Annotated in this window: 9 protein-coding genes; 7 read left to right on the top strand and 2 right to left on the bottom strand. The window is 33.9% G+C overall.

Annotation, left to right across the window (positions count from 1 at the left end; all coding sequences use genetic code 11):
* The first annotated feature begins 243 nt into the window (after positions 1-243).
* The 3 genes from speD to H8707_RS06975 all read left to right on the top strand — a co-directional run bounded on the left by speD (position 244) and on the right by H8707_RS06975 (position 4,163).
* A complete protein-coding gene (gene speD / locus H8707_RS06985) occupies positions 244-1,038 on the top strand; it encodes an adenosylmethionine decarboxylase (protein WP_262429423.1) in 795 nt (264 codons plus the stop codon).
* On the top strand, positions 1,010-1,909 hold the full coding sequence (gene speE / locus H8707_RS06980) for a polyamine aminopropyltransferase (RefSeq protein WP_262429422.1): 900 nt from the start codon (positions 1,010-1,012) through the stop codon (positions 1,907-1,909). Before speD ends, speE begins: the two co-directional genes overlap by 29 nt.
* A 76-nt stretch (positions 1,910-1,985) precedes the next feature.
* Positions 1,986-4,163 (top strand): DNA topoisomerase III, encoded by a 2,178-nt coding sequence (locus tag H8707_RS06975; protein ID WP_262429421.1) that lies wholly within the window; start codon positions 1,986-1,988, stop codon positions 4,161-4,163.
* A 34-nt stretch (positions 4,164-4,197) separates the two neighbouring features.
* Here H8707_RS06975 and H8707_RS06970 read toward each other — a convergent pair whose 3' ends face one another.
* Positions 4,198-5,433 carry an aminopeptidase gene (locus tag H8707_RS06970; protein WP_262429420.1) on the bottom strand — a complete coding sequence of 412 codons (1,236 nt, stop codon included), beginning with the start codon at positions 5,431-5,433 and terminating at the stop codon, positions 4,198-4,200.
* 86 nt (positions 5,434-5,519) lie between these two features.
* Entirely contained in the window at positions 5,520-6,092 is a 573-nt protein-coding gene (locus H8707_RS06965; RefSeq protein ID WP_262429419.1) for a TetR/AcrR family transcriptional regulator, read from the bottom strand.
* 143 nt (positions 6,093-6,235) lie between these two features.
* Here H8707_RS06965 and H8707_RS06960 point away from each other — a divergent pair, with 143 nt between their 5' ends.
* From H8707_RS06960 to H8707_RS06945, 4 genes are all read left to right on the top strand, one after another.
* Positions 6,236-8,497: an NAD(P)/FAD-dependent oxidoreductase gene (locus H8707_RS06960; RefSeq protein ID WP_262429418.1), complete on the top strand. Its 2,262-nt coding sequence runs from the start codon at positions 6,236-6,238 to the stop codon at positions 8,495-8,497.
* A gap of 15 nt (positions 8,498-8,512) precedes the next feature.
* On the top strand, positions 8,513-9,802 hold the full coding sequence (locus H8707_RS06955) for an aconitase X catalytic domain-containing protein (protein WP_262429417.1): 1,290 nt from the start codon (positions 8,513-8,515) through the stop codon (positions 9,800-9,802).
* Positions 9,803-10,252, top strand: a complete 450-nt coding sequence (locus tag H8707_RS06950) for an aconitase X swivel domain-containing protein (protein WP_262429416.1) — start codon at positions 9,803-9,805, stop codon at positions 10,250-10,252.
* Positions 10,253-10,471: 219 nt separating this feature from the next.
* Positions 10,472-11,428, top strand: coding sequence for a helix-turn-helix transcriptional regulator (locus tag H8707_RS06945; protein ID WP_262429415.1), 957 nt, complete (start codon positions 10,472-10,474; stop codon positions 11,426-11,428).
* Positions 11,429-11,765 lie beyond the last annotated feature (337 nt).

Raw genomic sequence — 11,765 nt, 5'->3', positions numbered from 1 at the left:
CAGTTGACAGTTGAACAATATTCATCCTATGCAGTATAATCACTGCTTTTGTCATCCTGAGTTTAGCAGTATAAACATTACTTCCGAAGGATCTCCGGTTTTGAAAGATAGGTAATAGGTAAGAGGTAAGAGTGAAGAACTAAGAGTTAAGAGTTATTGGGGTCGAACTGTAGGGTATTAAAAGAGTATTTCCTTTGGGGTGGAAGCTTACTTTGAATACTAGTATATAGAAAGGGTTGAAAAATGGAAAAGTTGAAATTATATGGATTTAATAATTTAACTAAAACTTTAAGCTTCAATATATATGATATATGTTATGCTGTGTCCTCTGAGGATAAACAAGAATACATTGAATATATTGATGAACAGTACAATTCAGCAAGGCTTACTGAGATCTTAAAAGAAGTTACCAGAATTATTGGAGCTAATATATTAAATATAGCCAAACAGGACTATGAGCCTCAAGGTGCAAGTGTAAATTTGCTGATAGCGGAAGAAAAGTTGCCAAATGCTTGTGTTGATCCTTCTTGTAATGGAGGAGAAATAAATGCAAAATCTAAAACCATCTTAGGACATTTGGATACAAGTCATATAACCGTCCATACTTATCCGGAATATCATCCAGACAGAGGCATCATGACATTTAGAGTAGATATTGATGTATCAACCTGCGGAAAGATTTCGCCTTTAAAGGCGTTGGATTATTTAATAGAAAAATTCGATTCAGATATAATAATATGTGATTATAGGATAAGGGGATTTACCAGAGACGTAAATGGTGGCAAACACTTTAAAGACCATGAAATCAATTCAATAAAGGATTTTATTTCAAAAAGAAATCTGGATTTATACAATAGTATGGATATAAATATGCATGAAGAAAACATTTTCCATACGAAGATGATGGTAAAGGATTTTAAGCTGGATAATTATTTGTTTAAAATCAAAGAAGAGGATTTAACTGAAGAGGAAAGAAGAAATATATTGACAAAGTTAAATAAAGAGATGCATGAAATCTACTATGGACGAAATTTTTAAGAAAGGGAGAAAAGAAATGACCATATGGTATTCTGAAAATTATACGGAAAATTGCAAATTTGATATAAAGGTAAATAGACATATATATTCTGAACAAACTCCATTTCAAAAGATAGATTTTTTTGAATCGGAGGAATTTGGGACATTCTTCACACTTGACGGTTTTATGATGGTGAATGAAAAGGATGAATTTATCTATCATGAAATGATTGTCCATGTACCAATGGCTGTGAACCCGGAGATAAAAAGGGTTTTAGTAATAGGCGGCGGAGATGGTGGTACAGTAAGAGAATTGACCAGATATGAAGGAATTGAACTTATAGACCTTGTAGAGATTGATGAGAGAGTAGTAAGGCTTTGCCAAGAATACCTTCCAATAACAGCTTCAAAGCTAGATGACTCAAGAGTTCGAATGCACTTTGAGGATGGAATTGAATTTGTAAAGAAATACGATGGCTATTATGATTTAATTATAGTCGATTCTACAGATCCGATAGGACCGGGAGAGGGACTTTTTACCATAGATTTTTATAACAATTGTTATAAGGCGCTAAACGACAGGGGAATTTTAATTAATCAACACGAAAGCCCATATTATGAAAATGATGCACAGGAGATGAAAAGGGCACATGCAAAATTAAAAAATATATTTGAGATAACCAAAGTTTATCAATATCACATGCCCACCTATGCTTCCGGGCATTGGCTGTTTGGATTTGCAAGCAAAGTCTATGACCCTATTTCAGATCATAAAGATAAGGAATGGGAAAGACTTGGACTTATAACTAAATACTATAATTCTAATATACATGTTGGCTCCTTCATGCTGCCAACTTATGTACAAAAAATGTTAGAAAATGCACAAATTTAGCTTTCAAAATTGAAGGTTTGACTTTTTTGTGATAAGATAATAACCTAAGTTAAGTCAAATCAAAGAAGGTGAATAAATGGGAATCTCATTAGTATTAGCGGAAAAACCATCTGTAGCTAGAGATATAGCTAGGGTATTAAAATTAAATAAAAAAGGCAATGGATATATTGAAGGTAATAAATATATAGTCACTTGGGCACTAGGGCATTTAGTTACATTAGCAGACCCTGAAGAATACAATAAAAAATATAAAACTTGGGATATAAACGATCTTCCTATATTGCCAAAGGAAATGAAATTGGTAGTAATCAAACAAAGCAAGAAGCAATTTTATACAGTAAAGGAGCTAATGGATAGAAAGGACGTCAGCGAAATTATCATAGCAACCGATGCCGGACGTGAAGGAGAACTGGTTGCCAGATGGATAATTGAAAAAGCAAATGTGCGAAAACCCATTAAAAGACTTTGGATATCATCAGTAACTGATAAAGCAATCAAAGATGGATTCAATAATCTTAAAGATGGAAGAGCATATGAAAACTTATATGAATCGGCTAAAGGACGTGCTGAAGCCGATTGGATAGTAGGAATCAATGCTACAAGAGCATTGACCTGTAAATACAATTCTCAACTATCCTGTGGAAGAGTACAAACGCCAACATTGGCAATAATAGCTCAAAGGGAAGAAGAAATTAAGAACTTTGTTCCTAAAGAGTATTATGGGTTAGCAGCAAATACCAAGGACTTAAAATTGACTTGGCAGGATAAAAACAATAACACCAGAAGCTTTGATAAAGAACATGTAGATAAAATATATAATTCATTAAAGAATAAAGATGCAGAAGTGATAGATGTAAATAAACATTTAAAAAAGTCTTATTCAAATGGATTGTATGATTTAACGGAATTGCAAAGGGATGCAAACAAGATATTTGGATTTTCAGCCAAAGAAACATTATCCATTATGCAAAGATTGTATGAAAACCATAAGATACTTACTTATCCGAGGACTGATTCAAGATATATTTCCGAGGATATAGTTCCAACTCTAAAGGAGAGGTTAAAGGCAATAAATATAGGTCCATACAGCAAATTTGCAAGTCAAGTAATTGCAAAGCCAATAGTAGCAAATAAATCATTTGTAGATAATTCTAAAGTGACTGACCATCATGCTATAATTCCTACGGAGCAAAGGGTTATATTGTCCGAGCTAAGTGACAAAGAACGAAAAATCTATGATTTAGTAGTTAAAAGATTTTTAGCCTGTCTTTATCCGCCATTTGAATATGAACAAACGACTATCAAAGTTAATATTTCTGAAGAAAATTTCATAGCAAAAGGTAAAAGGATTATTAAGATGGGTTATAGGGAAATCTATACGTTAAATGACGATGAGTCAGAAGATGATGATGTAGGAGAGCAGGTACTCCCATTGATAAAAAAAGGGGATACGTTAAAAGTTTTGTCCATACTTATAACTAACGGCAAGACAAAACCTCCGGCACCTTTTAATGAAGGGACTCTTCTTTCTGCTATGGAAAATCCAACAAAATATATGGAAAATAAAAACAAAGAGTTAGCTAAGATATTGGGAGAAACAGGTGGAATTGGGACTGTAGCAACAAGAGCCGACATCATAGAAAAATTGTTCAATACCTTTCTCATAGAAAATAGGGGTAAGGATATATTTACTACAGGAAAAGGCAGACAATTGTTGGATTTAGTACCGGAAGAATTAAAGTCACCGGATTTAACCGCAGAATGGGAAAAGAAATTAGGGCAAATTGCACACGGTAAATTAAATCGAAAGATATTTATCAATGAAATGAAGGAATATTCAGAGGAAATTATAAAGGGTATAAAATTAAGTGAAGAAAAGTTTAGGCATGATAATATAACAAGGACTAAATGTCCTGAGTGTGGGAAATTTATGCTGGAAGTCAAGACTAAGAAGGGGAAGATGTATGTTTGTCAGGATAGGGAATGTGGCTATAGAAAACCTATCTCTCAAATAACTAATGCTCGCTGTCCTAATTGCAAGAAACACTTGGAACTTAGGGGTGAAGGAGAAGGACAAATATTTGTATGCTCATGCGGATATAGAGAGAAACTTTCCACATTTAATGAAAGAAGAAAGAATGCAAATAATAAAGTAAATAAAAGAGAAGTAAATAAATTTTTAAAGGAACAAAAAAAGAAGGATGAAAATTTAAATACTGATTTAGCTGATGCGCTTAAAAACTTAAAACTGTAAAATAATAGGGGTGGTAGACCACCCCTTTCATTATCTATATACTCCATTCACCATCTTTAAATATTTGAATATTTTCTCCATTATGGGTTTTTCCAACTATTGAAAGATCAGCTGAACCTACCATGAAGTCCACATGGGTTAGGGAATTGTTTACTCCTGATTTCTCTAATTCCTCATCGCTCATATTCTCTCCGCCTTCAATATTTGTTGGATAAGCCTTTCCAAAAGCAAAATGACATGATGCATTTTCATCAAATAAGGTATTTAAAAATACTATATTCGATTGAGAAATAGGTGAGCTATAAGGTACCAATGCTACTTCTCCCAGGTGTTTTGCACCTTCATCAATATCAAGCAAATCTTTTAGGACCCCTTCTCCGACTTTAGCTTTGAAATCGACTACCTTACCATCCTTGAAAGTGATGCTGAAATCGTCAATCAAACTTCCGCTATAATTTAAGGGTTTTGTACTATAGACAATCCCGTTGACTCCATTCTTGTGCGGCATAGTAAACACTTCTTCTGTAGGCATGTTTGCTACAAAATATGTTTCCTTGGCGTTATCTCCACCGCCACCTGCCCAAATGTGCCCTTCGGGCAATTCAACTACTAAATCAGTACCATTTTTTGCAGTATAATGCAGAGATTTAAACTTCTTTTCATTTAAGAATATGACTTTTTCCTGTAACGTATCTAAATGTTCTTCCCATGCTTTGACAGGGTCTTTGGAATCCATTCTAGTTGCCTTGAATACAGCATCCCAAAGTTTTTCCAATGCTTCCTCTTCTGAGACATTTGGGAATACCCTTTTAGCCCAATTCTTTGTTGGAATGGACATAACACACCATGAGTTTAAATCATTCATAGTATAATTTCTCCATTTTCTTAATGCCATAGAAGATGATTTGTTAGCTGCTGCAATTTTTTTAGAGTCAATTCCCTTTAACAATTCAGGATCCTGTGCTGATATGGAAATAAATCCTGCACCGCGTTTAGCATAGTCTTCCAATCCTTCTGCATGCCACAATGGATAATTTTCAAAAATTTCCATAGGAGCATTTTCATACTTTAGCCTAGTTAACACTTCATCATTCCAATTCACGTGTACTTCACTTGCGCCTGCTTCATAGGCGTGTTTTGCTAATAGTCTTGTGAATTCAATCCCTTCAATTGGAGAGCTAATTACCAATGGTTCCCCCTTTTGTACATTGATACCTACTTTGACTATTAGCTTTGCATAGTAACTTAATTTAGTTTGAAAATTTTTCAAAAGATCACCTCGAAATCGTTATATTAATTATAGTTTATCTAAATTGGATGAAATTGTAAATGGGATTGGATGTTTATTTATAAGTTTTATTGTGAAAACATCTCAAATAATTGGTCCAATTCAGATGATGTTTGATTTACTATATCCATAGTATCAGGATTTAAACACCAGTGGATCAAATTTCCCCGAATATGTTTTATAAAATAATTTGTTAAATAATCCTTTGAATAATTGGAAGAAAGCTGATTTTTAATAAGGGATAATTCCACAAAATGATCGACTGCCTTATAATATGTTCTTTCCTTGCTTACAGCTCCTTTTGAAGAAGAAGCAAGAATTGCCCTATAATATTCGACAACTAATTTGTATGGAAAGCCGGATACAAATTGAACTTGATCAAGCAAGAGGTTTTTCAATGACAATAGTGGAGTTGATATATCATATTGGTCTATTCTTGAATCTAAATCATGGTCATATATTAAAAAAGATTCATTGATTAGTTCTTCCTTGGAGGGAAAGTGGTGATAAAAAGCACCAACAGATATCTTTGCTTCTTTGCATATATCTCTAATTGTTAAACTTTCAAAACCCTTTTCAACGGCCATTTTTTTAGTTACTCCTAAAATTTTTTTCTTAGTTGCATGATTTTTTTGAATCATTAATTATTATCTCCTCTATATTATCTTAGAAATATATTATAGCATTGTTTAAAATATTATCATAGTAAAGTATTGAATACATATAATACCTATGATATAATATTAACAAATAAACCGAACATTGTTCGGAATGGGGGGATATAATGAAAACCGATAAATTGGTTGAAGAATTGATTAACAGCTATGGTGATTGGTTTAATGATGAATCAAGCTACAATTCAGGTAAAATGACTAAAAATTTATATCCGTACACATCAATATTTGAACCAATAGACATTAACAGAATGACCATTAAGAACAGACTTGTAATGGCGCCTATGGGAAATATCGCCATGAGTGATGAGACAGGAAGACCAAAAGACCAAATGATTCAGTATTTTATAGAAAGAGCAAAGGGTGGGGTTGGACTTATTACTACCGGGCTTATACCCATAAGTCAAGGTGTAGATCCGACTGTTGTTGAACCGGGGGGTTTAAGCTATTTTCCAAGAATAGACCGATCCAGATCTGTGTTTGCCGGTTGGAGAGATTTAGCCAGTGGAGTACATAGTCATGGTGCCAAAATATTTATACAGCTTACGCCGGGTCTTGGACGAGTTGGGAACCCGCAGTGCTTACTTACTTTAAAAAAATTTCCTAAATCCGCATCTTGGAATCCAAATTTCTACATTCCACAAATTCCTAGTACACGACTTTCAAACAGAGGGCTTAGAAGGATCATAAAAAATGCAGGACAGGCTTCAGCAGATGCAAAGGCTTCGAAAATAGACGGAGTATATTTGCATGGGCATGAAGGCTATCTACTAGAGCAATTGACCAATCCTGCATTTAATAGAAGAAAAATGGGAAGGTACTCGGATTGGCAGGCTTTTGGGTTAGATATGATAAGAGAGATAAGAAATCGTGTCGGACCTCATTATCCGATTATGTATAGGATCGATTTGAGCCTTGCTTTAAATGAAACCTATGGGGAGAAGATGAACAACAAATCATTAAGAAAGTTTAAAAACGGAAGAACTATAGAGATGACCTTAGATTATATGAAAAATCTAGTTAAAGAAGGCGTAGATATATTTGATGTAGATTTAGGTTGTTATGATAATTGGTGGCTGCCTCATCCTCCGGCTGGAATGCCACCTGGATGTTTTCTTGAAGTATCAAAATTGGTCAAGGAATATTTTAAAGAGGAGAAAATCATGTCCAATGCGGGCAAGGAGGTACCAATAGTTGGGGTTGGAAAACTTGGATATCCGGATTTAGCAGAAGAAGCTCTTCGAGATGGAAAATGTGATATGGTCATGCTTGGAAGACCGCTTCTTGCAGATCCATATTGGCCAACTAAAGTATATAAAGGTGAAGTTGAAGATATAGTTCCTTGTATTGGATGTCAAGAAGGATGTATCAATGAATTTGTAGAGGGAGGACATCCCCAATGTGCGGTAAATCCTAGGACCAGTTTTGAGTATCAAATGCCATTGGAATTGACACCAGCACAGAAGATCAAAAATATAGGGGTAGTAGGTGCCGGACCGGCAGGTGTTATGGCTGCAATAATTGCCGCTAAACGCGGACATAAGGTCGAACTGATAGAAAAGACCGATAAAATTGGCGGTAAACTTATACCCGGAGGAACTCCAAAGATAAAATTTGATGTGAAAAATTATAGGCAATATTTAGAAAGACAAGTAGATAAGGCTAAGGAGTTGGATAATTTTGAATTTCTTCCCAACACAGATGTTACGTCCTCTTGGTTAAAGGAAAGAGATTTTGACGCTGTTATTTTTGCAATGGGAGGTAATGAAATTATTCCGCCATTTAAAAATATGGATAAGGTAAATGTTGTAGAAGCAACACAAATTTTACAAAATCCCAATCTATTAAAAGATTCAAAGAGTGCTGTGGTAATCGGCGGAGGTGTAGTAGGGTGTGAAACCGCGTATTGGCTAAGGTATGAGCAAGGTCTTGATGTAACTATTGTAGAGATGGAAAAGTATTTTATGAATGGCGTATGTACTGCTAATAGGGGACACTTGATATACTATCTGGAAAAGGAAGGAGTAAAGCTTCTTAATTGTACTAAGGTTTTAGGGTTTGAAGAAAATGGTGTAAAGGTAATTCAAAATATATCGGATACAGTTCCTGATCCGTATCTAGTATGGCATCCTATTTTACCGGAAAATATAGAAAATCCATTAGCTCCTAAAATTAAAAAGGAAGAAGTAGAAAAGATAATAGAAGCTGACTTATTTGTTATGGCGATTGGCAATAGACCTAGAAATCAATTGTACTATGAAGTGCAGAAAGAAATGATTGTTCCCGAGGTATATAACATTGGAGATAGTTTAAACAGCGGAAAGGTTCTTGAAGCTACAAGAGCAGCTAATGCTCTCGCACGTATTATTTAATAAGGAGTGGGTCGAATGTATAAATATAAGATGAGTCTAACTCCGGAAGAGGTTGAAATACTGGAAGGTAAACAAGGAGAAGTCCTTGGGAAAGTAATGAAGACAATTGTTATGTATGGAGATACATTTGGTGCGAGTAAATTGGTCCCGGTAACCAGCAATTATGGACATTTAGTTACTAGTTTTGGATTATCAATGATGAAGCCCGTATATGAACTGATGGATGAGCTTATAGAGGCGAATGTTGTATCAAAACAAAATTTTACAGTAGACCCAAGACCTTTGGATTTTGATAATGTTCCTTCAAATATCTTGCAAAAAACATTGTTTAAGATAATGTATAGCAAACAAAAGGATTACGAGACTCAATTAGAGAAGATGGGACTATTGTCAAAAGATGGGTTTACATGCACTTGCTATATGGATGAAGTAGGTAATATTCCAAAGAAGGGCGATGTGCTAAGCTGGGCAGAGAGTTCAGCTGTAGTATATGCAAACTCTGTTTTGGGCGCTAGATCCAATAGAAATTCCGGAATTATTGAGATGTTTGGCAGCATATTGGGCAAGGTTCCATATTTTGGGCTATTAACAGATGAAGGAAGAAAGGCTGATTGGATCATTGACATTCAAACTGATAATCTTCCTGAAGCTCAAATATTAGGCAGTGCAATTGGAATGAAAGTTATGGAGGATGTCCCATATATTAAAAATCTAAGCCGGCATTTTGATGATGAATTGAATGAAAGCGCTAAGGATTATCTAAAGGATATGGGCGCTGCTACAGCTAGCAATGGTGCTGTTGGGCTATTCCATGTGGAGAATTTGACTCCCGAAGCAAAGGAATTTGGAGACAGGTTAATAGGTCAAAATCCCAAAACATATATCGTTAATGATAATGAGTTGGATAGAATTAAAGAAAATTATCCAATAATGTGGAAGGATAAGGATGCAAAACCGAAGGTGTGCTTTATAGGTTGCCCTCACTTATCTCTTGACCAGTTAATGAGATGGACTAAGGATATAGAGGATGAACTTATAAAACAAAGGAGAAAAAAAGTTACTGTACCTACTGTACTCACATCCTCACCTAAGGTTTTAGAAGAATTTTATAAATTACCTGAATCTAAAATTTTGAATAATATTGGAGTAAGAACCTCCTATATCTGCCCTTTAATGTATATGAACAATCCTTTGTGCGGTAAAATGCCTGTAATTACAAATTCTAACAAGCTCAGGACATATACTACATCCAGATATTATACCGATGGAGAAATAATTGAGGCTATTACCAAGGAGGTGTTCTAAATGAAGGAATTCAAGGGTAGAGTGGTAGTTCCGGGAACAGCTATAGCGCCTGCGTTGGTCAGCAGGGATGGATTCAATACCCTAGCAAGTTTTCAAAAAAGTTTAATGTTCAATGATAAAAATGCTACTTGTTCTGATCAAAATAATAAGGATATTTATCAAAAGAAAATGGCAGGTAAAGCACTCTGTTTACCTCAAACTATTGGTTCTACAACAGGGGGCATGGTATTATTTTGTGCTAGCTCTTTAGGGCGTTCCCCGTCATGTCTTCTTTTTTCGAAGTCTATTGATTCCTTAGCTGCTGCAGGAGCTATATTATCTGATGTTTGGACAGAAAACGAACTGCCTACGATTGACAACCTTGGTGACGAATTTTTAAATTATGTAAAGGACGATATGACTATTGAAATATTAGAAGATGGCATAGTTAGAATTGATGAAGGTCAATGATTATGTATTTATCACATTAGCTTTACTACAATAAAAAAACTATTTTATAGTTTTTCCTCCCAATTGGGAGGTTTTTTTATGGGAATAAAAAGAAGTATGTATCCTAATGATAGGAGGATTGATTTGGTAAAATTTTGTAAATAATTTGAGAAAAAAAGAGGATTTTAAGAAATTATGTAGAAGAGAGTACATATAATTATTAATGTTGGAGGGGATTTGATGTCGAAATTATCCAATATATTAAATATGTACTTATTAATTCAAGGGAGAGGCATTATTAAGGTCAAAGAATTAGCCGAAATTATTGAAGTGAGTCCTAGAATGATTAAGCAGTATAAAGATGATTTGGAACAGGCAGGAATTTATATAGGTTCAAAACGTGGAAGATACGGCGGATATTATCTTGAAAACGGTATAGATTTAAAGGAGTTGTCAATAAAGAAAGAAGAGTTAGAATCTTTAAAGATGGCTAATGAAATCATTAAAAGCGGAAACTATTTATTTTCATCGGATTTTGAGATTTTTACTTATAAAATGTTAAATTATCAAAATGATTTTGAAGGTGTTGATTTTTTTACCAAAGATAGCTTCAAGCCCTTAGCAATGAAAGAAAAAGAAAGGCAAAATTGGAATATCATTAAAAAGGCAATTATTAATAAGAGAAAAGTTAAGATGAGCTATAAACCGATAAAATCTGATGGAAATCAAAAAGAACTTAGCACTCGTATAGTTCATCCTTATGGTACTTTTAGCCATAAAGGAGCTATATATTTTTTTGGATATTGTGAGATGAGAAAGGAAGTTCGATATTTCAAACTATCAAGAATAGAAAGTCTAGACTTATTGAATCAAAAATTTTCTATAAATATAAAATATGATTTTAAAAGTACCATACGTAAATCATTTGGGATAATAGATGATGATCTCTTCCATTTGAAGTTAAAGATTTCTTATCCAATGAGTCAACTTGTCAAAGAGAAACAATATTCAATTAATCAAAGCATAGTTGAAATTGACGAGGATACTATTATTTTTGAGGCAGATTTGAAGGGATATAAAGAAGTTAAATCGTGGGTTATGAGTATGGGAAAGCATGCTGAAGTAATGGAACCTGAAAAACTTAGAGAGGATATAATTGAAGAGATTAAAATATTAGGGGAAATGTACGATAAGTGACATGGATATTGCACCAATAACAGATATTATTATAATAGTACCTGCTATTGGTGTGTTGTTCTAATATAGTTCTAAATATAATGTTTTTATATGAATGTTGAAACTTTATTTTAAAAGTTCCTGCTTTTAATGAACATTGAAAATTTAATGCTGTTTTTAATTGTTTTTAATTTTAATTAGTTTTATCATTTAATAAGTAATCGTACAATAATATCATGGGGTTTAATAGTGTCAAAAATCATGGGATAATATCTCTACAAAGTACTTTTAATGTTGGCAATACATTTTGTCAACATTAGAACACTAGGGAGATGATAATTTGACAACTATGAAAGCA

This window comes from Paratissierella segnis (genome assembly GCF_014385195.1).
Classification (GTDB): domain Bacteria; phylum Bacillota; class Clostridia; order Tissierellales; family Tissierellaceae; genus Paratissierella; species Paratissierella segnis.
This window is presented reverse-complemented; position numbering and strand designations above follow the sequence as displayed.

Excerpts from the sequence above, each read along its gene's own strand:
- H8707_RS06975 (WP_262429421.1), top strand. The coding sequence starts at position 1,986 with ATGGGAATCTCATTAGTATTAGCGGAAAAACCATCTGTAGCTAGAGAT.
- H8707_RS06965 (WP_262429419.1), bottom strand. The coding sequence starts at position 6,092 with ATGATTCAAAAAAATCATGCAACTAAGAAAAAAATTTTAGGAGTAACT.
- speD (WP_262429423.1), top strand. The coding sequence starts at position 244 with ATGGAAAAGTTGAAATTATATGGATTTAATAATTTAACTAAAACTTTA.
- H8707_RS06960 (WP_262429418.1), top strand. The coding sequence starts at position 6,236 with ATGAAAACCGATAAATTGGTTGAAGAATTGATTAACAGCTATGGTGAT.
- H8707_RS06950 (WP_262429416.1), top strand. The coding sequence starts at position 9,803 with ATGAAGGAATTCAAGGGTAGAGTGGTAGTTCCGGGAACAGCTATAGCG.
- H8707_RS06955 (WP_262429417.1), top strand. The coding sequence starts at position 8,513 with ATGTATAAATATAAGATGAGTCTAACTCCGGAAGAGGTTGAAATACTG.
- speE (WP_262429422.1), top strand. The coding sequence starts at position 1,010 with ATGAAATCTACTATGGACGAAATTTTTAAGAAAGGGAGAAAAGAAATG.
- H8707_RS06945 (WP_262429415.1), top strand. The coding sequence starts at position 10,472 with ATGTCGAAATTATCCAATATATTAAATATGTACTTATTAATTCAAGGG.